This is a genomic window from Acidithiobacillus acidisediminis, from assembly GCF_023277115.1.
Taxonomy (GTDB): Bacteria; Pseudomonadota; Gammaproteobacteria; order Acidithiobacillales; family Acidithiobacillaceae; genus Igneacidithiobacillus; species Igneacidithiobacillus acidisediminis.
The window spans coordinates 50772-77052 of record NZ_JALQCS010000001.1 but is presented as its reverse complement, the minus strand read 5'-3'; the positions used below and the strand labels follow the sequence as shown (position 1 = coordinate 77052).

The 26281-nt window shown below is 60.2% G+C and carries 22 protein-coding genes; 1 reads left to right on the top strand and 21 read right to left on the bottom strand.

The window, feature by feature from the left end:
• Positions 1-72: 72 nt before the first annotated feature.
• From M5D89_RS00405 to M5D89_RS00390, 4 genes are read right to left on the bottom strand one after another with little or no spacing between them, the layout of a single operon-like run.
• Positions 73-1176, bottom strand: coding sequence for an ABC transporter permease (locus M5D89_RS00405; protein WP_248883772.1), 1104 nt, complete (start codon positions 1174-1176; stop codon positions 73-75).
• A 7-nt stretch (positions 1177-1183) separates the two neighbouring features.
• Complete coding sequence (locus M5D89_RS00400) at positions 1184-2299, bottom strand: ABC transporter permease (protein WP_248883771.1); 1116 nt, start codon at positions 2297-2299, stop codon at positions 1184-1186.
• Positions 2296-4020, bottom strand: coding sequence for an ATP-binding cassette domain-containing protein (locus tag M5D89_RS00395; protein ID WP_248883770.1), 1725 nt, complete (start codon positions 4018-4020; stop codon positions 2296-2298). Before M5D89_RS00395 ends, M5D89_RS00400 begins: the two co-directional genes overlap by 4 nt.
• Positions 4021-4026: 6 nt before the next feature.
• Entirely contained in the window at positions 4027-5055 is a 1029-nt protein-coding gene (locus M5D89_RS00390; protein WP_248883769.1) for an HlyD family secretion protein, read from the bottom strand.
• 300 nt (positions 5056-5355) lie between these two features.
• Between M5D89_RS00390 and M5D89_RS00385 the strand changes: the two genes are divergently transcribed.
• The gene (locus tag M5D89_RS00385; RefSeq protein WP_248883768.1) at positions 5356-8223 is read left to right on the top strand and encodes a bifunctional diguanylate cyclase/phosphodiesterase; all 2868 of its coding nucleotides are present in this window, start codon (positions 5356-5358) and stop codon (positions 8221-8223) included.
• On the opposite strand, the gene radA is transcribed toward M5D89_RS00385, so the two are convergent.
• The 17 genes from radA to M5D89_RS00300 all read right to left on the bottom strand — a co-directional run bounded on the left by radA (position 8220) and on the right by M5D89_RS00300 (position 26281).
• Positions 8220-9581, bottom strand: coding sequence for a DNA repair protein RadA (gene radA / locus M5D89_RS00380; RefSeq protein WP_248883767.1), 1362 nt, complete (start codon positions 9579-9581; stop codon positions 8220-8222). The two genes, M5D89_RS00385 and radA, sit on opposite strands and share 4 nt — an antisense overlap.
• On the bottom strand, positions 9578-10681 hold the full coding sequence (alr, locus tag M5D89_RS00375; RefSeq protein ID WP_346347723.1) for an alanine racemase: 1104 nt from the start codon (positions 10679-10681) through the stop codon (positions 9578-9580). Before alr ends, radA begins: the two co-directional genes overlap by 4 nt.
• A 52-nt stretch (positions 10682-10733) precedes the next feature.
• Complete coding sequence (locus tag M5D89_RS00370) at positions 10734-11738, bottom strand: lysylphosphatidylglycerol synthase transmembrane domain-containing protein (RefSeq protein ID WP_248883765.1); 1005 nt, start codon at positions 11736-11738, stop codon at positions 10734-10736.
• 1 nt (position 11739) lies between these two features.
• Positions 11740-12450 carry a hypothetical protein gene (locus M5D89_RS00365; RefSeq protein ID WP_248883764.1) on the bottom strand — a complete coding sequence of 237 codons (711 nt, stop codon included), beginning with the start codon at positions 12448-12450 and terminating at the stop codon, positions 11740-11742.
• 5 nt (positions 12451-12455) lie between these two features.
• On the bottom strand, positions 12456-13055 hold the full coding sequence (locus M5D89_RS00360; RefSeq protein WP_248883763.1) for a PqiC family protein: 600 nt from the start codon (positions 13053-13055) through the stop codon (positions 12456-12458).
• Positions 13056-13057: 2 nt separating this feature from the next.
• Positions 13058-14710, bottom strand: a complete 1653-nt coding sequence (locus tag M5D89_RS00355) for a PqiB family protein (protein WP_248883762.1) — start codon at positions 14708-14710, stop codon at positions 13058-13060.
• Positions 14670-15974 (bottom strand): paraquat-inducible protein A, encoded by a 1305-nt coding sequence (locus tag M5D89_RS00350; RefSeq protein ID WP_248883761.1) that lies wholly within the window; start codon positions 15972-15974, stop codon positions 14670-14672. The genes M5D89_RS00355 and M5D89_RS00350 overlap by 41 nt, the downstream gene beginning before the upstream one ends.
• A 63-nt stretch (positions 15975-16037) precedes the next feature.
• A complete protein-coding gene (gene dnaB / locus M5D89_RS00345; RefSeq protein WP_248883760.1) occupies positions 16038-17399 on the bottom strand; it encodes a replicative DNA helicase in 1362 nt (453 codons plus the stop codon).
• 24 nt (positions 17400-17423) lie between these two features.
• The gene (gene rplI / locus M5D89_RS00340) at positions 17424-17870 is read right to left on the bottom strand and encodes a 50S ribosomal protein L9 (protein ID WP_248883759.1); all 447 of its coding nucleotides are present in this window, start codon (positions 17868-17870) and stop codon (positions 17424-17426) included.
• Positions 17871-17895: 25 nt separating this feature from the next.
• A complete protein-coding gene (gene rpsR, locus M5D89_RS00335; protein WP_248883758.1) occupies positions 17896-18174 on the bottom strand; it encodes a 30S ribosomal protein S18 in 279 nt (92 codons plus the stop codon).
• An 11-nt stretch (positions 18175-18185) separates the two neighbouring features.
• Positions 18186-18563, bottom strand: coding sequence for a 30S ribosomal protein S6 (gene rpsF / locus M5D89_RS00330; protein WP_248883757.1), 378 nt, complete (start codon positions 18561-18563; stop codon positions 18186-18188).
• A gap of 102 nt (positions 18564-18665) precedes the next feature.
• On the bottom strand, positions 18666-19703 hold the full coding sequence (nagZ, locus tag M5D89_RS00325) for a beta-N-acetylhexosaminidase (RefSeq protein ID WP_248883756.1): 1038 nt from the start codon (positions 19701-19703) through the stop codon (positions 18666-18668).
• The gene (locus tag M5D89_RS00320; protein ID WP_248883755.1) at positions 19687-21759 is read right to left on the bottom strand and encodes an APC family permease; all 2073 of its coding nucleotides are present in this window, start codon (positions 21757-21759) and stop codon (positions 19687-19689) included. Before M5D89_RS00320 ends, nagZ begins: the two co-directional genes overlap by 17 nt.
• Positions 21760-22281, bottom strand: a complete 522-nt coding sequence (locus M5D89_RS00315; RefSeq protein WP_248883754.1) for a L,D-transpeptidase — start codon at positions 22279-22281, stop codon at positions 21760-21762. It abuts the gene before it with no gap.
• Positions 22271-23593, bottom strand: a complete 1323-nt coding sequence (gene rlmD / locus M5D89_RS00310) for a 23S rRNA (uracil(1939)-C(5))-methyltransferase RlmD (RefSeq protein WP_248883753.1) — start codon at positions 23591-23593, stop codon at positions 22271-22273. The genes M5D89_RS00315 and rlmD overlap by 11 nt, the downstream gene beginning before the upstream one ends.
• 21 nt (positions 23594-23614) lie before the next feature.
• Positions 23615-24292, bottom strand: coding sequence for a DUF1318 domain-containing protein (locus tag M5D89_RS00305; protein WP_248883752.1), 678 nt, complete (start codon positions 24290-24292; stop codon positions 23615-23617).
• Positions 24293-24295: 3 nt separating this feature from the next.
• Positions 24296-26281, bottom strand: coding sequence for a hypothetical protein (locus tag M5D89_RS00300; protein ID WP_248883751.1), 1986 nt, complete (start codon positions 26279-26281; stop codon positions 24296-24298).

Sequence of the window (26281 nt, the reverse complement as noted above, 5' to 3'; positions counted from 1 at the left end):
AACGATCAGCAGCGCCGGTGGAGAGCAGATCAGGCGCGCGAATGGGGCAGTTTCACTCCATAAAGTGGCAGCTCAGCCGAGGCGATGCCGAAACAGCCAGCTGGCCAAGCCCAAAGAGAGGATGGCAATGAGGGCGAGGGGCCAGTATTGGGAATAGAGAGTGGAGAAACCATCGCCCTCTAGAAAGACGCCGCGCACGATCACGAGAAAATAGCGCATGGGGTTGAGCAGGGTCAGGTCCTGGATCAGGGGTGGCATATTGGCGATGGGGGTGGCAAAGCCCGAAAGAATTACCGCGGGCACGAGAAAGAGGAATACGCCGAGCAAGCCCTGCTGTTGGGTGCTGGCCAGAGACGAGATGGTCAGGCCGATGCCGATGGCCGCCAACAAAAAGAGCAGCAGCCCCAGGGCCAGGGCGGGGAGCTCGCCGCGCAGGGGGATATGAAACCAGAAGACTGCGACGAAGACGATGAACAGCCCTTCGAGGAAGCCGATGAACAGTCCAGGCAAGGACTTGCCGAGTAGGATTTCCAGGGGTGTGAGCGGGGTCACCAGTAGCTGATCAAAAGTGCCTTGCTCTCGCTCGCGGGCCACGGAAAGACCGGTGACCAGGAGGGTGACGACCAGGGTGAGCAAGGCGACGATGCCGGGCACGATGAACCAACGCGACAGCAAGTTGGGATTGAACCAGGCGCGAAATACCAGATGGGCGGGAGGCTGGCCCCAGCCATGGGCCTTGGCCCAGTGTTCATTGAAGGCCAGGAGGATGCTGTTGGCGTCGGTGAGGGCAAGGGCGGCGGTATTGGAATTGCGACCATCGACCAGGACCTGGACAGACGCTGGTCGCCGGGAAAGAAGGTCGGCCGTGAAGTTGGGGCCTATCCGCAAGACCAGGAGGGCCTGCTTGCTGTTGAGGAGCGGCGCAATCTGTGCCTCACGTTGGACCTGTGTCACCAGGGAGAAGGCGGGAGCGCCGGCAAAGCGCGCCAGCAATTCGCGGGACGCAATGCCCGTATCCTGATTGTAGACCGCATAGGGGATGTGATTGAGATCGAAGCTGGCGGCATAGCCAAAGATCAGCAGCTGCGCCACGGGGGGCACGATGAGGACGAAGCGACTGCGCTTGTCCCGCAGCAAGACCAGCAGCTCCTTGATGATCAGCCCCCAGATACGCACCCACACTCTAGTCGAGCCTCTTGTGGGAGCGACGCAGGGTCAGGCCCAGGAAGGCCAGCGCCATGAGCAGCAAGGCGAGACTGTTCCAGAGGATAACCGGCCAGATGTTGCCCGCCAGAAAGAGGGTTTGCAGGATACTGACAAAGTAGCGGGCCGCCACCAGGTGGGTAATGACTTGGATGGGCGTGGGCATGGAGTCGATATCGAAGATGAAGCCCGAGAGAATGAACGCCGGTAGGAAGGTGACGATAATGGCGATCTGCCCGGCGACAAATTGATTGCGGGCAGCGCTGGAAATCAGCAGGCCCATCCCCAGGGACGCGAGAAGAAAGAGGCTGGAGCAGCCCAGCAGGAGCCAGAAACTGCCACGCAGGGGCACCGCAAAGAGCCAGACCGCCAGGGCAACGGAGAGCAGCATGCCTCCCATGCCGAGGACGAAATAGGGGATGAGCTTGCCCAACAGGACCTCCCCCATGCGCACGGGGCTGGCCATCAGCGCCTCCATGGTGCCCCGTTCCCATTCCCGCGCCACTACCAGGGCCGTGAGTAGGGCACCAATCAGGGTCATGATGACGGCAATCAGACCTGGCACCAGATAATCGCGGCTCCGGGCGGCGGGATTGAACCAGATGCGGGTCTGGGCCAGCACCGGAATCAGCAGTGGATGGCCTTGGCTGATGGCCTGCTGCTGCAACCAGGTCTGCCAGACGCCTTGTAGGTAGCCCTCGAGGATCCGAGCGTTGTTGGCATCCTCGCCATTGACATAGACGCCAATGGGCGCCGACTGCCCCTGCGCCAGCATCCGGCCGAAATCTCCCCGTGACCAGACGATGCCATCGACGCGCCGCTGCATCATTGCCTGAACGGCAAGGTGCATATCGGGCAGGGGGATGGGAGCGAAATAAGGGGATTCCTGCAGGCCCGCAACAAAGGCACTCGTCTGGGGGTCAGTCTGGCCGACCAGGACCGCGATGGGTACGTGTTTTGCGTTCAACGACACGCCATAGCCAAACAGGAAGAGCAAGAACACCGGCAGGACGAAGGCGATGGCGATGGCCGAAGGATCACGCAGGATCTGCAGAAATTCCTTGCGCACCAGAGCAAAAAGACGCTGCCGATTCATGCGGACCTCCGCAGGGCCTGTTCATGCTCTTCGATCAGCTGGATAAAAGCGTCTTCCATACTCGGCTCGGGCTGCGTGGCGCTGATGCAGCGTTGGCGGATCTCCGCCGGACTGCCTTGGGCCAGCACCTCGCCCTGGGACATGAGGACCAGACGATCGCAGTATTCGGCCTCGTCCATGAAATGGGTGGTGATGAGAATGGTGACGCCGGACTCGGCGAATTGATGGATCTGCTGCCAGAAGGCACGGCGCGTCAGGGGGTCGACCCCCGAGGTCGGCTCGTCCAGAAAAAGTATTGCCGGTTCGTGCAGCAGGGCGCAGGACAAGGCCAGGCGCTGCTTGATCCCCAGGGGCAGGGCACTGACATTGTCGCCGGTATAGTCGTGCAGTGCGAAGGTCTGCAGGGCCCAGTCCAGACGGGTACGCCGGCGGGCACCGCGCAGACCATAGGCGCTGGCAAAAAACTGCAGGTTCTGCAGGGTGCTCAGATCATCATACAAGGCGAATTTCTGTGCTACGTAGCCGATTCGGGCGCGCGCCGCCGCCGTTGCTCGGCGCATGTCGACGCCGGCAATGCGCAGACTGCCGGAGGATGCTGGCAACAGACCGCAGAGCATGCGAAAAGTGGTGGTCTTGCCAGCGCCATTGGCCCCCAGCAGGCCAAAGATCTCGCCGCGCTGGACGGAAAAGGTACTCCCTTTCACCGCCTCGAAGTGACCGTAGAATTTATGCAGGTCCTGCGCTTCTACCATCACCTCTTTGTCGGTTGATGCCGGGGAAACGGGCTTGGTGGAGGAAACCTTGGCAATCAGGGTCGGATCCTCCTGGCCAAGGAGCTCGACAAAGGCATCTTCCACCTGCGCTGGCACGGCTTGCCACTGCTCTTGCCCCGCGGGAAGAGGAACAGGCTTTGCACAGAGGACGCGGATGCCCTCGGCGATGACCCGTGCGTCCAGGACGCCAGTGCGCTGCTGCAGGCGTTCATGCAAGGAACGCCGCGGGGTACCTTCCTCCCGTACCAAAAAATAGCGCCCCTCGGCCCGCTGGCGCAGGGCCGAGGGAGGGCACTGCACCAGCAATTTGCCGCGATCCAGGATAATGATCTCGTCACACTGTTCGGCCTCTGCGAAATAGGCCGTGCTGAGGAGTACCGTCATGCCTTGGACACGCAGGCCGCTGATGATCTCCCAGAGTTCCCGGCGGGCAATGGGATCGACACCCACCGTCGGCTCATCGAGTAACATCAGGCGGGGGACGCGCAAGAGCGCGCAGATTACCCCCAGTTTCTGTTTCATCCCTCCCGAGAGATCACCCGCCCGGCGTTGACGAAAGGGTCCCAGGGCCGCCAAGCGCAGCAGGTCTTCCTGACGCGGCCCCTGTTGGGCCTTGGGCAGTCCTTGCAGATCCGCATAGAGATCCAAGTTTTCCTGTACCGTCAGTTCTTCATAGAGACCAAAGCGCTGGGGCATATAGCTGACGCCCGTCCCCGCCTCCCCACCGGTTGCTGCTGCCTGGGGGAACTGGATGTCCCCGCGGTCCGGCAGCAGCAGGCCCGCCGCCAGGCGCATCAGAGTGCTCTTGCCGGCGCCATCGGGGCCGAGGAGGGCGATAATGCTGCCGGCAGGAATCTCCAGGCTGACCCCATCCAAGGCCCAGACCGTCGCCTTGCCGCGGCGGAAGCCCTTGCGTACTTCCCGAAAGGCCAAGGCCGGGGTGTTCATCTCGGACTACTGGCAGACAGCTGCGCCGCGTTCCTTGGGCGCATTGTCCTGGAGGGGAATCTGGACGGTCACGGGCATGCCCAGGCGCAGTTGATGCTGTGGATTGCAGGCATAGATCCGCACGCGATAGACCAGTTGGGTGCGCAGCTCGGTGGTTTCCACTGCCTTGGGGGTGAATTCGGCGGTGGGCGAAATGAATCCGACCCAACCGGCGAAGCTCTGGTGCGGAAAGGAATCGTTGTAAATCCGGGCACTCATCCCCAAGCGGACCTTGCCCAGCTCCGGTTCGGGAAGGTAGGCCCGCACCCAGACGGGATTGTCCAGGGCCAGGGAAAAGGCGGGCGTGGCCGCACTGGTCATGTCGCCGGGCTCCAGGATGCGGTCCTGAATGACGCCGCTGGCAGGGGCGTAGAGCTTGGTGTCGTCCAGTTCGCGTTGGGCCAGGGCCAGAGCAGCGCCATCCGCACGCAGCTTTTGCCGGGCCGCGGCAATGTCCTCCTGTCGCGGCCCGCGCAGGGCTAGGGCCAAGCCCTCCTGGGCAACCTGGAGTTCCGCTAGTGCACTCTTCAAGGCCCGACTGGCGTTGTCGGCGCTCTGCTGGGAAACATAGCGCTGGGCGGCGAGGGCCGTCTGGCGTTGGGCGGTGATACGAGCATTGGCAACTACGGCTTGGGCTGCCTGGAGTCGGGCACGGGCCTGGGCGATTTCCTCCGGACGAGTACCGGCCAGCAGTTTGTTCAGGGTCTCTTGCTGGGCCGCCCGGGTCGCCTGGGCGCGGAGCAGGGCATCCTGAAAACGAGCCGGGTCGAGGATGGCGAGCAACTGGCCCGGGTGTACCGCGTCGCCTTCCTGCACCAGTAAGGTCTGGATGCGGCCGGCATCATGGAAGGCCAATTGCACCTGCCGGATGTCGATGTTGCCATAGAGCGTCAGGGTGTTCGTCGCGGGCTTGCTGCGCAGAAAAAACCAAGCGGCCACTGCGCCTGCCAACAGCAGGATAAGAATAATGACGGCGAGTTTTTTCTTGCTGCGCATGCAAGTCACCCTAGGATAGGGGGTAATGTTAGGGGGGAATATTAACCTAATAAAATATTGAGATCGAGTGAGGGTCTGACCTTCTTTTAGGAGAGGGCGCGCCATCCATTCGGCAGCGCTGCTAATAGCAAAGTATCTTGTAAGCTTGCGATGAGAAAAATTTAGAGGTAGTCTCCGCATCCTAGGCAGTCTTGTCCGCTTTCCTACTTAGGGAAGTGGAGAGGGACTCTTGGCAGAATGCTGGAAGATGATGCAAGTCCTTGCAAATAGGACGGGTGGCGGGGAGTGGGGTCAAGCTAAATGCACGGTATCACGTGTACTGTTACAGTTCCGGAGGCGGAGGAATCCGCGCGCGCTCTGGTAGAATCATTGTGCCGGATCGCCGAGCGTGTGGTGCCAGGCGCCCTAGCTTCTGTCATGCTCCTTGGCCCGGAAAAGACATTGCGTCTCTATGCCGCCCCCAGCTTCCCGGCTGAGATTCGCGAGCAGTTTGACGGGCTGCCCGTAGCCGAGGGCAATGGTTCTTGCGCCAGCGTCGTGCTGACGGGGCAGACCATCTTGGTGTGCAACGCGAGCGATGACGAGCGCTGGCGGCACCTGCGAGAGCTCGCAAAGACCTTGCAGATTCGCTCCTGTTGGTCGGCACCGATTCGCGATCCTTTGGGCCAAGTGGTGGGGAGTTTCGCCCTGACCAGCTTTCGGGACGCGGCGCCGACGGAAGAGCAAGTCGCCCTTCTCGAAGGGATTGCGGCTGCGCTCCCGCAGTTTCTCTTTCAGAGCCAGGTAGAGGGCCGCGACCGTAGTTTTGCTGCCGCCCTGCGCTCCATCAATGAGGGGGTGCTACTGACGGACGCTGCGCAGAAAATCCTCTTTTTCAATAACGCCTTTGCAGAGATGACGGGTTACAGCCTTGCTGAGCTGATTGGGGAGAATTGTCGCATCTTGCAGGGGCCGCAGAGCTCGGCGGGGGTGATCGCCAGTATACGGCGTCATCTGGAGGCCGGCGAGACCTTTGACGGCGAAGTGCTGAATTACCGCAAAGACGGGACGCCGTTCTGGAATCATTTGTCCATCAGTCCCGTGCGCGATCATCAAGGCCGTATCAGCCAGTTTGTCAGTGTGCAGCGCGATGTGAGCGAGGCCCATGCATATCGGGAAATGTTGCGCCTGTCTGCCCAGGTCTTCGAGGCGCAGGAGGGCATCATGATCACCGATGCAGAACAGCGCATCGTGCGTGTCAATCGTGCCTTCACCCGGCTGACGGGCTATGAGGAAAACGAAATAGTGGGACTGACCCCGCAAATCCTGCACTCGGGAATCCAGGATGCGGGTTTTTACGATGTGATGTGGGAAAAACTTCGCCGCGATGGCGAGTGGCAGGGTGAAATCTGGAATCGCCGCAAAGATGGAGAATTGTTCCCAGAGTTTCTGCATATTCGTGCGGTGCGCGACAACTTGGGCAAGGTAACGAATTATATTGGGTATTTCCATGATTTGACGCATCAGAAAGCGCGCGAGGCGCGTCTGGAGAGGCTGGCCCTGCATGACCCGCTGACAGATCTGCTGAACCGGCGGGCCTTGGAAGAAGAACTCCCCCGGGCGCGGGCGCGGGCGGACCGGAATGAGCGTCTTCTCGCTGTAGTTGTTCTGGATCTGGATGATTTCAAATGCATCAATGATCGTGTCGGCCATGATCTTGGCGACGCGATATTGCAACGGGTTGCCCAACGTCTGCAGGACTCCCTACGGCATACCGATAGCATTGCGCGTATTGGCGGTGATGAATTCATCTTGTTGCTGGAAGGGCTGCGCGATGTTATTCAGCTAGAGAGCGTACTGCACAAAATCAACCTAGCTATCGAAAAGCCACTGCTTTTGGAGTCGGGGGAGCAGATTGCGCTGCAGGTGAGTATGGGGGTGAGTATTTATCCTCTTTCTGTCAACAGCAATCTGGATTTGTTGTTGCGCGAGGCGGATCAGGCGATGTTTGAAGCGAAGCGCCGAAAGGATAGCCGCAATCACCCTTGGGCCTTTTGCAATGGGGAAGACAGCGCTCAGGCCCCGTATCCCTTGCGCCAACTTTTTCGTAGCGGCGCGCTGCAGAGCTGGTATCAGCCAATCTGGGATCAAAGGCAGCAACGCATCGTCGGTCTGGAGGCCCTGGCGCGTTTGGTGGATGATGCAGGCAAGGTGTGGGGCCCGGCTGAGTTTTTGCCGCAATTGACGGACCGGGATCTGTTTCAATTGACCGAGCGAATGTTGCAACGTGGCATTGCCGATCTGCAGGCTTTCGATCGTATGGGCCAACAATATTGGATATCCATCAACATCGATCCGCAGATCCTGGGAACCTCTTGCGTGCGCGGCATACAGCGAGTTGTTGCGGAATCGTGTGTCGATCCAGCACGTATTACCCTCGAAATACTCGAAAGTCACGACTTTGTCGATCATCAGATCGCTATGGATCATCTGCTGGATCTGAAGGCAACGGGGCTACGTATTGCCCTCGATGATATCGGCAGTGGCTATTCCTCGCTCCTCCGTCTGAAGGAGTTTCCGGTGGACAAAGCGAAGCTGGATCAAGGCTTTGTGCGTTGTCTGGAGGAGCGCCCGCAGGATCTGCGTTTTGTACAGTCGATCCTGGATCTCACCCGCGGCCTGAATGTGGAATTGGTAGCCGAGGGCGTGGAAAGTCCGGCTATTCGTGATGCCCTCACGGTTATGGGGGTACGTTATTTCCAGGGCTATGCAATTGCTCGTCCCATGCCAGTCGAAAGTTTATACGATTTTCTTGGCCAATGTTTACAGGGAGAAGAAAATACTCCAGGGAGTTATCTGGGTTGTTTCGCACAACACATTACGCATTTCGAGATCCTGGAAAAGGCATTCACGCAAAACCCGGAAATCATCAATTTTTCCGGCATGGCGGAAGCGCATAAGTGCCCAGAGCATCATCGTCTGAAACAGTTGGGCGTGCAGCACGATGATATTTTGATGCTGCTGCACCGGGAATATCATACCCTGATTGCCGCCCTCGGCAGGGAAAATGAAAAGATCCACAGTTCCGATTGGGCTGCCCTGGAGGATTGCCATCGACGTTTTTCGGTGGCACTGCTCGATGCCTTTCATCGCGATGCGGGGCGTAGCGTGCAGATGGTGCCGGCCTAATGGCCGAATGCGGATTGCAGCGCCTCGGCCAAGGAATGCGCTGGGCGCAGGTGGATTCTGCCGGTTAAATCCTTGCCGGCGGGTAGGATGGCGCTGCGAAAACCCAGTTTTTCACTCTCCCGCAGGCGGCTTTCGGCATGGGCTACAGGGCGCAATTCTCCTGCGAGTCCCAACTCGCCGAAGGCCACCAGTCCCTCTTCCACCGGCTCGTTGCGAAAGGCACTGAGCACCGCCAAGGCGACGGCTAGGTCCGCGGCGGGCTCCAACACCCGGACGCCACCGGCAATATTTACGAAGACATCCTGATCAAAGAGGAAGCTGCCGCCGTGACGGTGCAGGATCGCGAGGAGCAGGGAGAGACGATTGGGATCGAGACCCAGGGCGACGCGCCGCGGGTTGGCCAAGGGACTGGGCGTTACCAGTGCTTGGACTTCGACGAGCAGGCTGCGACTGCCCTCCTGGGTGGGTAAGACGACGCTGCCCGCGACCGGTTTTTGATGCTGACTGAGGAAGAGGCGGGAGGGATTGCGGATTTCCTCCAGACCTTTTTCCTGCATCTCGAAAACGCCCAGCTCGTTGGCTGCGCCAAAGCGATTTTTGATGGCGCGCACGATGCGATAGGGGCTGCCGGCCTCACCCTCAAAATAGAGCACCGTATCGACCATATGTTCCAGGACCCGCGGGCCGGCGATGGCGCCCTCCTTAGTGACATGGCCCACCATCCACAAACTGATCGCCTGCGCCTTGGCCAGCCGCACCAGACGTGCCGCACACTCCCGTACTTGAGCGACGGAGCCCGGCGCCGATTGCAGGTTTTCCGTGAACAGGGTCTGGATGGAATCGATGAGTAATACCCGAGGGGTTTGTTTGGCCACCTGTGCCTCGATGCTCTCCAGATGATTCTCCGCCAGCACCTCGATGGCGGGATCGCCAATCTTCAGACGCTGGGCGCGTAGGGCCAATTGCGCGGCAGACTCCTCGCCGGTTACGTAGAGAACAGGATCGTTGGCCGCCATCCCGGCGGCGGCTTGCAGGAGCAGGGTGGACTTGCCAATGCCGGGTTCACCACCAAGGAGAATAGCAGCGCCGGGCACCACGCCCCCCCCGAGCACCCGATCGAGTTCCTGCAGGCCACTACTCTGTCGACGAATCTCGGCAATAGGCACGGCGGCCAATCGCTGCGGTGGACTCGCGACGGCGTAGGCGCTGCTGCCCCGTGCGCCTTTGCCCGGGGTTGGCGCCGCTACACGCTCCTCCACCAAGCTGTTCCACGCTCCACATTCAGCGCAGCGCCCCATCCATTTGGGGCTCGCCGCGCCACAGGCTTGGCAGACATACAGACTGCGCTCGCGGCTCATGGCACAACGATCCGCGCTACCCGCCGCGCGATGCGAGTGCCGACTTCATAGGAAATCGTGTCGAGGGCCTGGGCGCAATCCTCCAGCGGCAGGTCGTGTCCACCCAGGATTTGCACTGCATCCCCCAGCTCGGCCGGAATCCCGTCGAGGGCGACGAAGGCGAGGTCCATGCTCACCCGTGCGAGCAAGTGACTTGGCTGTCCCCGCACCAAGACCGGCGCCTCTAGCAGGCCCAGGCGGCGATCGAGGCCGTCCCCATAGCCGCAGGCAATCACCCCGACGCGACAACGGCGCTGGGCTTGCCAACTGGCGCCGTAACCGAGCCAGTCTCCGGCCTCCAGCTCGCGCACGGCAATGATCCGTGTCTGCCAGCGCAGCACCGGCTGCAGGCCCAGGTCCAGGGCGCGACGCCCTTGTAGGGGGGCAAGACCATAGAGGAGCAGGCCAGGGCGAATCCAGGGCGTATGGGCCTGGGGCAGGGCAAGAATAGCCGCTGAGTTGGGCAAGGAGTGTTCGCCCAGGGTGTGTGCGCCGAATTCTGTACAGGCGCTGTGGAAGGCATTGATCTGTTGCGTATTGTAGGGATCATCCGGAGTATCGGCGCGCGCCAGGTGGCTGAGCAGACCGAGCACCCGTACCGGTCCGCCCAGCTTGTCCTGCATCAGGGTGAAGACCTGAGCCAAGTCTGTAAGGGCAAAGCCGAGGCGATGCATCCCGCTGTCGAACTTGAGGAAAATCTCCAGGGGTTGCTGCCAGCGACTTTCGCGCAACCAATGCAACTGGGCAAAATTCTGTAGCACCAAGCGGTGGCCATGGGCGGCGGCAAGGGGGATCTCCGCTGCCGAAAATGGCCCCGCCAAAACCGTACAGCGGGGCTGGAGTTGCAGGGGGTAGAGTTCCTCCGCCTCGTCGATGCTGGCGACTGCGAAGGCGTCGATGCCGGCTTCGGCAAGGATACTTGCCACCAAAGGGGCGCCATGACCATAGGCATTGGCCTTGATCGCACCCATGACACGGGCATGGGGCGCATGCTGCCGCGCCACAGCCAGATTGTGCGCGAGCGCAGAGCGGGAGATTTCGACTTGATTGGGGCGACTCATGGCAGCAATGATAGCAAGGGCGACGGGGGCCGTCTTGGCCAACGCAGGGGGATCAGGATTGCCGTTTGCCGGGATGATTCTTGCCCCAGCCCCATTCATAGAAGAACCACGGCATGCCGACAAAGAGATACCAATAGTACGTAAAGAGCCGCCAACCGAGGAGGCTGAAGGCGATGTCTGCCTGCGACAGTGTGCTCCCGAACAGCAGGCCATAAGCCGCTCCGACACTACCCGCACCACCGGGTAGAAAACTCAATTGCGAGGTGAGATTGAGCAGGGTTTGGCTGACGATGATATACGGCACACTGACTTGGCCACCCACGTATCGCATCAAGGCCCAGAGCACGAGGTAACGCGGGGTCCAGTAGCCTGCCGCACTGAGAAAGATGATGCCCCGCTGGCGCCAGCTGAGCTCCCGCAAGAGTTCTAGGCTCCTGAGAAAGCGGGAGAAAAATAGGACAATACGTTGTCGGTAGCGCTGATACAGAGAAAAACGCAAGCAGCGCTGGTCAATGACGCGCACGATGCGGCGCCGCTCGAAATGCCAAATGGCGAAGAGCAGTCCAGCTGTGACCAGGGTAATCAGGGCGAACCATAAGATGATTCGCACGTCGGGCAGGCGATTCTCGAAGAGCAGGAGATAGATCAGAGAGAACAGGAAAATGGAGATCATGAAGATCAGGTCGGTGATGGCGATGGCCAAGAGGACCGCCGCAGCGGTGCCGGCATTGAGGCCACGGCGATACAAAAAGACCAGATAGGCGGCACCCATTCCCGAGGCCGCGGGCGTCGCGGCACCGGCAAACTCCGCCGCCATGGCCAGAGGCAGGGCGCTACGCAAAGGAATGCGCAATCCGACCCCGGCACAGACCAGGCGCAGGCGTTGGCCTTCAAAAAACCAGCTCGATAGCATGAGACCAGTCAAGGCCAGAAGCAGAAGCGGGGTGATCTGGCTGATCAGATGAATGGCTTGGCCATTCATGAAATAGAGGATCGGTACGAACGAGATTCCCAGCGCGAGAAACAAGACGAGCCAGAAGCGGAGATTCAGTTCCACCTCAGTTCAGCCGTTTGTAGACGCAGATGTTTTCGACCTCGCAATCGCAGGCATGGTCGAAGAGGCTGGTCGGTACTCGGTCGTAGACCTGCAGGCCATAGCGTCGGTAGGGTCTTTCTGGGCGATGTGCAGGCCAGGAAAAGAGCTCGCCGTAATAGTGTGGTACACCTCGTTGCCGCAATAGTGTCTCGAATTGCTGCCACAGGTGCAGCCCCAGGAAATGGCCACGCTCCTTGTCACGCACATTGAAATGCATATGGGCCGCACTCGCCGGTCGCAAGGGCCGTTCGCGATAGCTACGGAACAAGAGCCATTGCAAAAAGTGCAAGGTTTGCGGTTGGTCGCGATAGCTACCTGCCGCGGCGCGCCCAAGCATTTTCAGGGTGGCTTGCGCCGCTACCCGGAATACGGAAGCGTCAAAATCCGGTGGCGCGCCGAGGAGATAGGCCACAACTTGGCCTTCGTGTTCGGCCACGATGCCCCAGTCCAGGGCATAGTCGAGATAGGGATCGACCATCAAGGCTGCAAACAATTCACGATCGGTGCAGATTGGCTCGATGTCCTGTCCCAAAAAGCCAGTTTCGCAACAGATCTGTCGTACTGCCCCGGCATCACTTCGCTGTAACGGGCGTAAATAAGGATCTGGAATCGCAATCCTCGTATCCAGAGACTGGGCTTCCTGCGCCAACCCCGCGCGTAATGGACTCGCCATCGGCTCTAGTGAACTGGTACGCGGTATGCCGCCGCCAGATGTTGCGCGATATCGTGCGCCAGAGCAGCAATACCCGCACTCATGGTCTGGGCTTCGCTGTGTGGGTTGGCGTCAGCCTTGGCACGGTAATGAAAATGCCCGGCGTAACGCAGTTGCTGTTGCGCATCGAGCAGAAAGTAATCAGCGTCCAATACCACTGCGCCACTACTCAGGGGCAGAAATTCCTGCACCTCCACCCGCAGTTGCAACGACCGCGCCCGCTGCGGCAATGGCGCCCCCGTAAGCAAGACCGTCGTCTGCGGCAGTTGCCGGCGCAGATCCTCCGCCAGAATCCGTTGCGCCATTCCCCCCAGGGGTGCAATCCAGCGCACATGTCCCGAAACCTGCATGCCCTGCTCACCTTGCCCACGCGTGAGATAGAGGCGGTCGATGCTGGCAGGCATTTGCACGTGATCCACGAGCAGGATTTCGCGACTCGTGGACAATCCTTGCGTTGCCAAGGGTGGGCCTTCTGCACTCAGGCGCAAATACTCGGTGGGCGCACCGGCGCAGGCACTGAGCAGAAGGACGGCGCTACAAAGAAAGACAGTACGAATCCAGGCCATGTTCATTTCCCGATCAATAAGGCATTGGGGTGGCTGTCCAGGTAATCGCTGAGGGAGCGCAGGGAGGCGGCAGCTCGGCTCAGCTCATAGAGGGTGCGGGGCAGCGTCGTTGACTCCGGTGCGTTGCCGGCGCTGCCATTTGCAGCCAAAAGTCCATGGATGGACTGCAGGGCGTGTTGCGCTTCTTCACTTGCGGCATGCAGGTGCTGCAAGGTACCGGGCAACTGCTTTTGCCCCGCGGCAAGAATCGCATCCAGGTGCCGGGTAGCAGCGGCAAGGTGTTGCAGGGTCTCCTGGGTCTTTTTGGATTGGCTCAAGGCGGCAATGCGATGGGTCGTGACCTGCAGGTTTTTGGCGATCTCTGGCAGAGGTAGGGCATGGATTTCGCGCAAAATCCCATTCACCTGATCCAGGGTGCCAGCCAGACTCCCCCCGGCCACAAAAGGAATGCGAGCAGGGTTTCCGGCCCCCAGCTGCGCCGGACTGGGTCGGTGCAGCATCACGAGAGAGATTTCCGGGCTGCCGACCAGCGGCGGATTCTGATTCAATTCGGCACGCAGCCCTCGGGCAATCAGGGCACGGAACATCGCATCCATCTGTTGGCGTGGATGGTTCCAGGAACCTTCGCTGAGGGGGATGCTCTGTGGCTCGACAACCAGATCAACCAAGGTCTCGAGTACATGGTGGCGCGGATCGTAGCCCATATGCACCTGGGTTACGCTGCCCACCCGGCTCCCCTCGAGCAATACCGCGGCACCTGCATCCAGGCCTTGACTGCCACCGGGCATGGTCACGGTGTAGTGGACCGCATCTTTGCTCGGTGCCCAGCGCGCTGCCTCGGCACTCGGATACAGCGGAAAATCCATATCTTCTGTTGCCGGTGCACCGGATTCCGGTGTAGTTACCGAGATCGCTCCCGAGAAAATGGCGTTGTCCGGGGGGAGATGCAGGCCGGAGTCCTTGCCCAAAAGATGAAAGCGAATGTTGCCGGCGTTCCAGAAGCGGCTGCGGGCATTGATCAAATGCAGATATTTTTGCGAGATGAAGGCATAAATGCGGAAGCTGTCGCCGTTTGGCGCCTGCGCCTTACCGCGCACCTCGCCAATCTGCATGCCGCGGTAAAAGATGGGCGCGGCCCGTTGCACGGCGTCAAAGCTGTTGCTGTGCAAAATCAGCGTCAAGCCTTTCGGTTCGCTCTTCAGTACCGGCTCTTCGCTGAGCCCAAGCACTTTATGTACGGTAACGCCGGGATGAGGGTCAATACCGATATAGGGACCGGAAATAATCGACTTGAGAGAGCTTAGATCACTGAAATTGACCTCTTTCCCGGCAATCCAGTAGCGTGTTCCCTTGCCCAAGTGGCCGGCCATATAGGGATCGAAGCGTAGGGTAATGCTCATCTTCTGCAGCGATTTGGCGAGGCGAGTACCGGTAACCTGACCGACGGTGACACCGCGATATTTCACCACGGTATGGTCGGCCTTGATTCCACCGGTAGTCGGGAACTCCACCGTTACCGTTGGCCCCTGGTCGAGATAACTGCGTAACGCCAGCCAACCGACGATGGCCAGCGCCGCAACGGGCACCGCCCAGATCAATCCTGGCCAGCGCGGCTTACGATTCTGCGCTTGCGGTGTGGGTGAGGGTGAGCTCATCTTGCTCCTGTTGGTCCACTTGCTGCCAGAGCAGGCGGGGATCAAAAATTTCCGTGGCGATCATGGTAAGGATAACGACCGCAAGGAAGAAGGGTAATGCCTTTCCCACATAGACCGCCAGCAGGCCCGATAGGTGCATCAAGGGAAGAAACACTGCTACGGTGAAGACATCGATGTGGGACCAGCGACCAATTTGGCGGATGACGCGGAAAAGGATCGTTTTGCCACGCAGCCAGCGCCGCGAGTGGCCGTGTATGGAAATCAGGAACCAACTCAGACCAAAGAGTTTGAGGAAGGGCGTCAGCACACTGGCAAAGAAGATAATGGCGGCAAAGACATAAAAATTCGCCTGGATGAGCTTATGCACACCGGTCATGATGGTGTAACCCTGCAGGCTGCCCAGTTGATAGTTGCTTTCCATGGGGTAGAGGTAGGCAAAGGGATAGCAAAAAAAACCCGCTAGGGTCAGTGCCAGAACCCGCATGGTGGTATTGGGTCGATAGCGCCAGATGCGCTCGCCACAGCGCTGACAAAGTTGGCCGTTCGCCTTCTCTTGCGGGTGAGGTAGGCCACAGAACGGACAACCAACATATTCCACGCCCGCGTCGATGTGCTGACAGCAGGGCCCGACACGGCGCCAGATTTCGCGGCGATCGAGACTAGCGCGGGTCAGTAGTGTCAGGAAGGAAACGGCAAGGACGCAATAGCCGCCGATGCCAATGCTGATGGGTAGGAAGGGAGCGACGCGTCCATAACCGATGATGCAACCGATCAGAAAGACATCCGGCATGGACCATTGATCGAGGCGTTCCGACCAGCGAAACAGTCGGCCAAAATGGGGATGATGGTGCCCGTGATAGACGCCGACCAGGACGGTAGCGAGAAAACCAAAACGGAAAAACGGCAGGACGATGAGCTCCAGGGCAAGGATCGCCGCTACCAGGGGCCAGCCTTGGGCGGCAATACCGGCAATACCGGAGTACACGATGCTGGTGTGGTGCACGCCAAAGATATTCACCGACAGAAACGGGAACAGATTCATCGGGATCAACAAAGCTAGGGCACTGAGAGACATCGCCAGCGCCGCATTGATGCTACGTCCGCGGGTGCGCTCCAAGGTTGCACCGCAACGCACGCAGTAGGTATTCAGCCCGCGGATACCGATTCTGGGTAATTTCTGCAGCAGACCGCAGTCGGGACAGCAAAGGTAACCATGTTCGGAATGCGGATCGACATCGGTGCTCCCCATGAGCACTGTACTCATCGACGCCTCACTTTTTCTTGCTTAATTCGTTCAGTATAGCAAAGAAGCAGGAAAGGGGCGGAATCAGGGCTCGCCATCCAGCGGGGCGTAGTTTTCGAAGCGGGTGTATTCCCCAAAAAAGCTCATCCGCACGGTGCCGATGGGTCCGTTGCGTTGCTTGCCGATGATGACCTCGGCCATGCCTTTTACCTCTTCCTTGTCCTTGTGATAGACCTCGTCACGATAGAGAAACAGGATCAGGTCGGCGTCCTGTTCGATGGCCCCGGATTCCCGTAGGTCCGACATCTGCGGCCGCTTTTCCGTGCGGTTTTCCAGACTGCGATTGAGCTGTGAGAGGGCGATGATAGGCAAACTCAGTTCCTTGGCCAGCGCCTTGAGGGAGCGGCTGATTTCCGAGATTTCCGCAACCCGGTTGTCGCCGCGCCCCGGGACCTGCATGAGCTGGAGATAGTCCACGACAATCAGGGCGATATCGTGCTCGCGTTTGAGGCGTCGCGCCCGGGAGCGCAGCTCTGCTGGCGATAGCGCCGCCGAGTCGTCGGCAAAGAGCGGGGCGACATTCAGTTCACCGACCGCTTGGGCGATGCGGGGCCAATCGTCCCGGTTGAGGCTGCCGTTCCGCAGCCGATGTTGATCTACTCGTCCGCGGGAAGACAGGGCGCGCAGCACGATCTCTTCCGTGGGCATCTCCATGCTGAATACCGCCACGGAATGCTTCTCGACACAGGCGACGTGTTCCGCGATATTCATGGCAAAGGCGGTCTTCCCCATACTGGGGCGTCCGGCAACGATTACCAGTTGTCCGGGATGCAGGCCGGAAGTCTTCTCGTCGAGATCCACAAAGCCCGTCGGCAGGCCGGTAATCTGCTTGCGTTCCTTGGCGATTTGCTCAATGCGGTCGATGACCCCGGGCAGCACCTCTTTGATTTGCTGAAAATGGGCGCCGCCCCGATCCTCGCCCTGGGCGAGTTCAAAGATCTTTCGCTCTGCCTCATCCAACAGTATTCGGGAGTCCCGCCCATCTGGACGATACGCCAGTTCGGCAATTTCCCGCCCAGTGCGTAGCAACGAGCGCAAAACCGAACGCTCACGCACGATACGCGCGTAGGCAAGGACATTTCCTGCACTCGGGGTAAGATTGGCGAGTTCGATGAGGTAAGTCAGACCACCGACTTCCTCGATCAGATCGCGGGCCTCCAGATGCTCACCCAGGGTGATGGCATCCAGTTCCGTGCCGGCGTTACAGATTTCGGCAGCAGCAGCAAAAATGGTTTGGTGACGACGTTCGTAAAAGTCACTGACCTTCAGGATCTCGCTGACCGCTTCCCAGGTTTCTGGATCGATCAATAAACCCCCGAGGACCGATTGCTCGGCCTCGCGGGAGTAGGGGGTCGCTTTGACTTCGCTGTCCAGATGGCTGGCCATCCTTATGCCCCTGGACGTGCGCGATCAGGCCCGCTCGACGATGACCTGAATATCGAGTTCGACCTCGGGGTGCAGGTGCAAACGCACTGGATACTCACCCGTGCGCTTGATCGGACCTTCCTGCATCCGTACCTCGCCATGGCTGACTTGGTGCCCTTGCTCTTCGAGCAGACGGGCAACGTCGTGGTGGCCGACGGAGCCAAAAAGGCGGCCATCCTCACCGGCCTGCAAGGCGATACGGAGAATCAGATCTGCCAAGGCCTCGGCCCGTTTCCGCGCCGCTTGCAGGCGCTCGGACTCGATGGCCTCGAGACTGGCCTTGCGCTCGGCAAAGTCGGCTAGGTTTTCTGCTGTCGCAACCACGGCCTTACCCTGAGGAACCAGGAAATTGCGTCCGTAGCCCGGGCGTACTTCGACGACATCGCCAAGGCGCCCCAGTTTGTTGATACGTTCCAATAAAATGACTTTCATGGTGTTTGTCCTTACAGCCAACGGCTCAGCGGATCACATAGGGAAGCAATGCCAGGAAGCGCGCGCGCTTGATGGCCGTTGCCAATTGCCGCTGATACAGGGTGCTGGTGCCGGTAATCCGACTGGGCACGATCTTGCCGGTCTCGCCAATGAAGGCCTGCAGGGTCTTGAGATCCTTGTAGTCGATTTCCTTGACGCCTTCGGCCTTGAAGCGGCAGCTCTTGCGCCGCCGAGAAAATCCTCCACCACCACCGCCCCGACGATCGCGGTCCCCATCTCCGTCTCTATCTCTATGAAATGCCATGCTGTCTCTCCTTACTCTACGCTTTCCGTTTCTGCTTCCGCGTGCGTCTCGCTGCGGTCGTGACGATCATTTTCGTCCCGTGCCAGTGGTGAGGCGTCGGTGACCGCTTCGTCGCGCGCCAGGGTCAGATGGCGCAGGACCGCATCGCTGAAACGGAACGCATCTTCTAGTTCTGCCAGGGCAGCACCCGTACATTCCACGTTCATGAGGACGTAGTGGGCCTTGTGGGCCTTTTTGATTGGGTACGCGAGTTGCCGGCGACCCCAATCTTCCAAGCGATGAATCTGCCCGCCATCGCCTTCGATCATGCCGCGATAGCGCTCGATCATCTGGGGTACCAATTCACTCTGGTCAGGGTGGACCAGAAACACAATTTCGTAATGCCGCAATGCTTGACTCCTTACGGATCAGAGAGTCCGGACGCCGATCGCCCGAACAAGGAGGTGACCACCACAAAGGGGGAACGCGTATTCTACGCGCTGACAGAGGAATTACAAGGGGTTGGAAAACTGCTCTCGGAGCCCGTCGATCTGTTCGCGATATTCGCGCAAACGTCGCGCTGAGAGCTGACTCGCCTGGCCCTGTAACCGTTCCAAATGGAAGTCGGGGATGCCCAGGTGCAGGCAATGCTCCATGGCCTGATTGGCAGCTGCCTCGTCATTGCAAACCAGGAGCAGCTCAGCGCCAGCGGCAAGGGCGGCATCAACCCGTTGGCTGATTCCGCCAACGCCCAGTGCCCCAACCATGCTGAGGTCGTCACTGACAATGACGCCGCTAAAGCCCAGCTCTCCGCGCAAGACCTGCTGTAGCCAGTAGGGAGAATAGCCCGCTGGCGCTGGGTCGAGCGCGGCATAACACACGTGTGCGGGCATGACGGCGGGGATCCCCGCCGCGACGAGTCGATGAAAGGGGCGGAGGTCTTCCTCGATCTGGACGCGCGGACGGGGATCGACGGGCAGCTCATGATGCGAATCGGCAGCCACATTACCGTGCCCCGGAAAATGCTTGGCGACCCCAGTCAGACCCTGGCGATCCAACCCCTGCCAGAGGTGGCTCGCCAGTTCGCCGACGACATAGGCCTCTTGGTGCAAGGCGCGATCGCCGATGACCGAAGAGACGCCGCCATCGAGGTCAATACATGGGGTAAAATCGAGGTCGATGCCCAACTGGCGCAGCTCATAGCCCAACAGCTCCCCCCAGATCTCGGCCAGGTTGCGTGCCTGATCCAGGCCCGCGCTATCGGTCAGCCACCCCAGGGCGGCCTGGGGGGGGAAGTTTGTGACCCCCGCGCGTAGGCGCTGCACTCGACCGCCCTCTTGATCAATGGCAATGATCAAACTGGGCTGACGTAGGTTATGGATTTCGTGACAGAGCTCCTGCACCTGTTGCGCATCGATGCAGTTACGCGCGAACAGGATGATTCCTCCTACGACAGGGTGTTGCAGGCGTTCCCGGTCTTCGGCCTGTAGCGTGGGGCCAGGAATGTCGATCATTAGTGGGCCCAGGGGCCCCTTACGCGGGTTTGGCATTTTCGTCGCCTTTCTTCTCCGGTTGTACCAGCTCCAGATCCGCCGGCATATCGATCGGCAAGGAGATGGAGGGCAATTTGTTGGGCATGCCGCGCACGTGCACCGGCACGATCATCATGCTGAAGCCATCTTTCTGCAATCGATCCTGAATGATGAAGGATACCTCGTCGTGCAGGATGCTCCACAGGGTACTGTTCTGGTCAGAATCGATGACGCGTCCGGCGAAGAAGATGCTGTTGGGAAAGTAGCGAATCGCGGCACTGGCCAAGTCTTCCATGGCTTGAATGCGATCGGTGCCATAGGTAGCAAACCAGGTCGCTGCCATGCCTTGGGCGCGACAATACGCCACATATTGATTGGCCTCGGCTTCGGTATAGACCTTGAGTTGCTCGACCGCCTCCATGCCCTTGAACTCGCCTTGCCCCACAATGCCGGCAAGGAGAAACACGTAGTTCTTGACAAAACCTTTGACCATGCGATGGGCGGTCAGCAGGGTATGCAGGCCGACACCATCGAAACGGTTCACGAAAAACACGGCGGTACTGGCGCGTGGGTCCAGGGGTAAGGCGGGACCCGGTTCGAGATTTTCCGGAACCACGTCCAGCATGGTTTCATCTAACTCACGGGTGCGTTTGCTCACGGAGCGATAATGGCGATAGATGAAATAGCCGAGCAGGATCACGATGCTGGTAATGAGCAAGGTAAACCACCCACCGGCATCAAATTTCTCGAAAACGGTGATGATCAGAATGAACCCCGTCACCAAGAGGCCGAGCACGCTGATCACCAGCCGCCCACGCCAAGGTTTACCGCTGTGCCGTTGGCTGAACCAGTGTCGGGTCAGACCCGCCATGGTCAGGGTAAAGGTGATGAATACGTTGATACTGTAGAGCACTACCAGGATGCGCACATGGCCATCGGTAGCCAAGAGAATGGCAATGGCCGAGAAGCCCACGAGCAAAATGCCGTTCCGCGACACGAATTGGTCGGAAAGGTAAGAAAACTGCTCCGGCAGCCAGCGGTCGACGGCCATATTGGCCATGACGATTGGCGCCGTGATGATACCAGTGTTGGCAGCGATGTAGAGCAGAAGACCCTCGGTAATCAGGGCCAGCAGGGTTGCCCAATTTCCCCAATCGATCCCCCAGCCCTGCCAGTTTGCGGTAATGCTATGGAACAACGCGGCATTCAAGGTCTCGCCAGCGTGGGCCTCGGCGTGGTAGAGCAAGTAGAGGAAAATCAGACTGCCAGCCACCAATGACAGCGACGTCGCCAGCAGGGTCATGGTGCGTTGCCCGGTCTGGATACGCGGTTCGCGCATGATGTGTACGCCGTTGGCCACCGCCTCCAAACCGGTATAAGTACCGCCGCCTAGACTGAAGGCGCGCAGCAGCAGGGCGATAATGAAGATCCAGCCGTACTCCATGCTGTCGTGTTGCGCGCCGTGGATGGTTGCCAGGGCAATGTGGGGGAAGTCTGCGGCATGGTTGAGCAGACCCCAGGCAAGAATGATCCCATTGGTGATCAGGAAGCCCACAAATATCGGCAACAGAATCTTGATGGACTCCTTCATGCCACGCAAATTGAGAAAGATGAGGAAGAGCAGGATGATCAAATCGAGCAGGATGCGCTCTTGATACCAGCTTGCTGGCAAGATGCTGAGCACCGCCTCGGTACCAGAAGCTACAGAGATGGCGGCTGTGAGCACGTAATCGACAATCAATGCCGCGCCGCTGACTAAACCTGCCAGGGGGCCAAGGAGCGTGGTTGCCGTATGGTAGCCCCCGCCCCCCTCGGGAAAGAGCGCGATGACCTGCTTGTACCCCGCCGCGATGATGAATACGGAGAGAGGAATGCCAATGGCTAAAAAGACCGATAAATATTCATGTCCTTTCAGGGCATAGTAGATTTCCGGAGGACCATAAGCCGAAGAGGACAAGGCATCGGAACCCAGCCCAACCCAGGCAAGAAATGCCGCCAGCGAGAGGTTCTCGAAGAGATGGGGATTGAAGACGTTGACCGCGCGTCGGAAATGGGGAAAGCGAAAGCGTGCCACTCAGGGTCTCCTCTTCAGCTCGGGAAGGGGCTTGTAGGTATCGGCGATGAGTACGGGCGTGCCCGCAGGAGAACGAGGAAAAAGCTGGATGATGGCGTCTGGGGCAAGGCGCACACAACCAGCGGAAACGGCTTCGCCCAGGCGCTCTACGTCGGCGGTGCCATGCAGGTAGATGTAGCGACGAAAGGTGTCGACGCTACCGCCGCGATTGCGTCCCGGCTCCAGCCCAGAAAGCCAGAGGATGCGCGCCAGGATGGGATCCGTTGTCTGCGCGTTGGGTTGCCAATGTTCCCCGCTCCAGCGGCGGCCCCGCAACACCGCGTCTGCCGGTAGTCCGGCACCAACGCATGCGCGCACATAGTGCCAGCCGCGCGGGGTCTTGCCACTGCCTCGTTCTTCTCCCAGCCCGGCGCGGCCAGTGGAAACCGTGTACTGCGCCACGCTCACGTCAGCGTGCATTTCCAGCAATTGCTGTCGGCCCGGTTGCACCCAGAGCCAATGCTCTGGCGCCTTAGCGCTCAAAGAGGGCAACGGATTCCACATGAGCGGTGTGGGGAAACATATTGACGATGCCGGCGCTGCGCAGGCGAAAACCGAGCTGCTGGACCAGGAACCCCGCATCGCGGGCAAGGGTATCGGGATTACAGGAGACATAGACGAGGCGGCGGATGGCAGGGCCGATCCCCTTGAGGATCTCGATGGCCCCACTGCGCGGCGGATCGATCAGTAGTTTCTGCACCGGATGTCCTGCTAATACCTCAGCGAGGCTTTCCTGGGTAAGGTCGGCACAACGAAATTCCGTGCGCGCCGCCAGACCATTGGCCGCCGCATTCGCGGTGGCCAGAGTGGTCAAACGACGCTCTCCCTCCACACCCAGTACTTTGGCGCCCAGGCGAGCGATGGGCAGAGTAAAATTCCCCAGGCCACAAAAGAGGTCTGCGACATGCTCGCCGGGCTGCGGGTCCAGCAGTGCGAGGGCGCGGCGAATTAGGACGGGATTGATACTGGCGTTGACCTGGGTGAAGACCAGTGGGCTAAAGGCGAGGCGCAGTCCATATTCCGGTAGAGCATAGTGCAGCGGCGCGGGGTCGGCTTCGGTAATGCAGCGCAGGGAATCGGGGCCAGCACTTTGGAGCCAGATCTGCAGGTCATGGGTGTGTCCGAACCGGGCCAGCAATTCTTCATCCTGCGGCGCTAGGGCTTCGAGATGGCGCACGACCAACGCTGCGACGTCATCACTGCAGGCCACTTCGATCTGAGGGATACAGCGAGGATTTTGCAGGCGGGCGATGAGGGCGCGCAGATCGAGAATGCGCTCCCCGACGCGCGGATCGAGGACGGCGCAACTTTCCATCTCGGCGACGTAGCTGGAGTGGTATTCGCGGAAGCCCACCAGTACCCCGCGCGTGGCGGGCACGCGCACCGAAAGTCGCGCCTTGCGCCGGTAGGCATAACTGGGCCCGGCAATGGGTGGCAGGATGCGCTCTGGGCGCACCTTGCCCAGTTGCCAGAGCTGCTCTTCCAGATGGCGCTGCTTGACCGCTAGCTGTGCCGAGGGCTCCTGGTGCTGCAGGCTGCAGCCCCCACAGACACCCGCATGCGGGCAGTGGGGAGTGACTCGCTGGGTGGAGGCACGCTGCACTTGCAGGAGACGTGCGCGATCATAACGCGGTGTGCCCTCATAGACCTGCGCCTCTATCCGCTCTCCAGGAAGCGCGCCAGCAACGAAGGTAACTTTTCCCTCGTGCCGTCCGACGCCGACACCATCGCCATCCAGAGAGTTGATGTCGAGAGTAATGGGCGCTGTGCCGCGAACGGGCTTGGGACGAGTCATGCGGGAGAGAAATGCGCGCGGTTACTTACGCTGCCACTGTCCGTTTGGCCCTTGCACCCAGTAGCCATCTGGCGCCTTGGCGATCCAGGCACGGGCAAAACTCTGCTGGATTTGCGCCGCCCATTGAGGATGTCCGTTGGCATCGGCAATTTGCGCATACAGATTTTGCAGGGCGCTGTTGTAACTGTTGACCAAACCGGGGAGCCGAGCACGTTCGGCCAAGGGCACGGCACTGGCGTCGCGCAGAGCAACTAGCCCATTGTTGGTGTAGCCGATGGCGCCATCGGCAAAGTAGGAACTGAGCTGCCCCGCCTGCGCCTCGACATTGGCCTTGGCGGCTTGCACCGCCGGGCTGGAGGCATCGAGGTTTGCCGCCGCCTGCGCCGTGCCACTGACGGAGCGAAAAACGACAGTGCTCAGGTAACCGAGCACCTGGCCGGGCTGGATCTGCTGTTCTCGCCGCCAAGCACTGGGCGCGGCGGAGGCAGCCGGTGCTACCCCCGGCGCCTGCGGCGCACTGTGGATCTCTACTTTCCCTTGTTGTGCGGCGTGATAGACCTGATCGACGACTTGATCCGCCAACCTTTGCGCTGCAGCTGCCGGGAAATAAATGTTGACGGTCACACAAGCCGCAAGCATCAGCGAGAGTGCGAGGACGGTCAGGGCACGAAGCCCATATCGAATGCGGATAGCTTTCACGCGTTAGTCTCCTGTGGCAACCTGCGCTTTTCCTTCCATCACGGCACGCAGCCGGCTCAGTAGCTCCTGCCAATTGCTCTGGCGATTGTAGCCGATGATGTTCACCCGGGGCAGCCCCTGCCCCTGGAGGAGATAAAATCCCCCGTCCTCTGCCTCTGCTACGCCAGACAAGGTGGCAACTCCATCCTGCAATTTCACACCGAGACCCAGTTTGGCATAAGAAAACTTGCGAAAAAACTGCAAGAAGAAATTTTGAAAAAAACTGCTGACGCCGCCGCCCCCCAATTTGGTGAGCTTTTCGATGGCGGCGGCACTGATTTCTTGCGAAACGGTGGGCTCACGATGGGTCTCTACACGGGCAGTAAAGGCCACCGGTTGCCAGTTGAGCAGGGTCAGGTCGCGCACACTGCCATCCAGCACACCGCTGATATAACCCACGGGAAACACGTCCGTCAGCGGCTTGAGCTGCAGGTTGTGCAAGCGAATGCTGGTGTGCAGAAGGGGGCTCGGGGTGAACAGACCACGTAGCGACAGGCCGTCGATGGCCATGCTGCCGCCAAAGGCCCGCGCATGCAGTATGCTGTTGGTTTCCAGATCGCCTTGATGATAGCGGAGCTGCGGGATTTCCGCGTCGAGGGTGCCGCCAAAATGCGGCCAGCCAAAGGTGTGGGTGAGAGATCCGAGCTGAATGTGATCGACACCACCGCCCAGCACAAAGCGCGGCGAGCCGCTCTGCCAATTCGCCCGCAGGTGCTCGATGCGCAGCCGACCACCAAGGACAGAAACCAGCGCCGGCCGCTCGAGTTCGGCACCGTGTGCACGCAGGAGAAACTGCGCTTCCAGCGGTCCGAAGGGGATGTCATAGAATCGTCCATAGAGCCATTGCAGCGTGGCGCGTGATTCGCCGCCTTGCCGTTGCCAGGCGCCTTGGCTCGTGATGTCACGCAACGCAAACTGCCCATTGGGGTCATGGAGGCCACCGTCTCGCAAGTACCAGCGGATGGCGGTGAGCCCACCGGCATAACGCCCGGAAAGCTGCAATTGTCCTTGCGCCTCCAGTCGATGGGCGAGGCCACTGCTGGGCAGTAGCGGACGCAGCCAGGTCTTCCATACGGGCCCCAGGGTCAGATCGGCTTGCTGCAGGTGAATGTCGGGACCCTGGCGGGCGCCGCGCCACTGTGCGGAAAGCCGGGCCCAGCCCATGCCCGGCCAGCGCATCTTCGCCGCCTGTATCTGCCAGTTTTGCTGGCGATACTGCCCATGCCCGCTAAGGGTTACCCCGCCTGCTGGTGCAGCCCAATACCACGGACTCCAGAGTACGGCGCCATGCTGCCAGCGCAATTCGCTGTCCCCGTGCCAGATCTGGGCGGAGCGCTCCAAGTGCAGGGTGAGTAGCAGGCCGCCGTTCTCCGCGGCCTGCAAGCCGCTGGGACTGCTGAACTGCAGTTTGTCGAACTGAGCGTGCAGCTGTGCCGCGTCCAGATCTCGCCAGCCTTGGCCCTGGGCGTCGAGCAAGACGCGAAAAGTGCCCTGTGGATGCCAGGTTGCGGGCAGGAGTTGCTGCATCAGCGCGGTGGCGCTGCCTCGCCCCTGGGCCTGCGCAGACCAGCCGCTGCTGCCCGTGCGCTGCCACCACCCTTGCCAGGAGCCCAGCTCTTTGCCTGCCGCGTGCCAGCGCAGCTGCCCGTCGCTGGCGCCGATCTCGCCTCGCCCGGTGAGCTGCAGGTTCCCCAGACCACTGCCCTGCACTGCGATATCCAGCGCGAGGGCGTCGCGGTGCTGCTCTGCCTGCAACTTTCCCCGCGCCTGCAGCGCTTGCCAATGCAAGGCCGCAGCCGTTCCGTGCAGCACCCCACTATGCAAGTGCCAGTGCAGATCTTGGGGGCTCTTACCGCGCAGGCGAAGCTCGAGATGCTGCACCCGGAGTTGCGGCCCGGTGACGCTGGCCGCCTGGATCACCAGCTCCGTGGCAGGCGCTGAGGCCATCAT

Coding starts and splice junctions, on each gene's coding strand:
- alr (WP_346347723.1), bottom strand. CDS start 10,681: ATGAGTCGCCCCAATCAAGTCGAAATCTCCCGCTCTGCGCTCGCGCAC.
- rpsR (WP_248883758.1), bottom strand. CDS start 18,174: ATGGCATTTCATAGAGATAGAGACGGAGATGGGGACCGCGATCGTCGG.
- M5D89_RS00365 (WP_248883764.1), bottom strand. CDS start 12,450: ATGGCGAGTCCATTACGCGCGGGGTTGGCGCAGGAAGCCCAGTCTCTG.
- M5D89_RS00360 (WP_248883763.1), bottom strand. CDS start 13,055: ATGGCCTGGATTCGTACTGTCTTTCTTTGTAGCGCCGTCCTTCTGCTC.
- M5D89_RS00355 (WP_248883762.1), bottom strand. CDS start 14,710: ATGAGCTCACCCTCACCCACACCGCAAGCGCAGAATCGTAAGCCGCGC.
- radA (WP_248883767.1), bottom strand. CDS start 9,581: ATGAGCCGCGAGCGCAGTCTGTATGTCTGCCAAGCCTGTGGCGCGGCG.
- M5D89_RS00395 (WP_248883770.1), bottom strand. CDS start 4,020: ATGAACACCCCGGCCTTGGCCTTTCGGGAAGTACGCAAGGGCTTCCGC.
- M5D89_RS00385 (WP_248883768.1), top strand. CDS start 5,356: ATGCACGGTATCACGTGTACTGTTACAGTTCCGGAGGCGGAGGAATCC.
- M5D89_RS00400 (WP_248883771.1), bottom strand. CDS start 2,299: ATGAATCGGCAGCGTCTTTTTGCTCTGGTGCGCAAGGAATTTCTGCAG.
- dnaB (WP_248883760.1), bottom strand. CDS start 17,399: ATGGCCAGCCATCTGGACAGCGAAGTCAAAGCGACCCCCTACTCCCGC.
- M5D89_RS00390 (WP_248883769.1), bottom strand. CDS start 5,055: ATGCGCAGCAAGAAAAAACTCGCCGTCATTATTCTTATCCTGCTGTTG.
- M5D89_RS00350 (WP_248883761.1), bottom strand. CDS start 15,974: ATGAGTACAGTGCTCATGGGGAGCACCGATGTCGATCCGCATTCCGAA.
- rlmD (WP_248883753.1), bottom strand. CDS start 23,593: ATGACTCGTCCCAAGCCCGTTCGCGGCACAGCGCCCATTACTCTCGAC.
- rplI (WP_248883759.1), bottom strand. CDS start 17,870: ATGAAAGTCATTTTATTGGAACGTATCAACAAACTGGGGCGCCTTGGC.
- M5D89_RS00300 (WP_248883751.1), bottom strand. CDS start 26,281: ATGATGGCCTCAGCGCCTGCCACGGAGCTGGTGATCCAGGCGGCCAGC.
- nagZ (WP_248883756.1), bottom strand. CDS start 19,703: ATGCCAAACCCGCGTAAGGGGCCCCTGGGCCCACTAATGATCGACATT.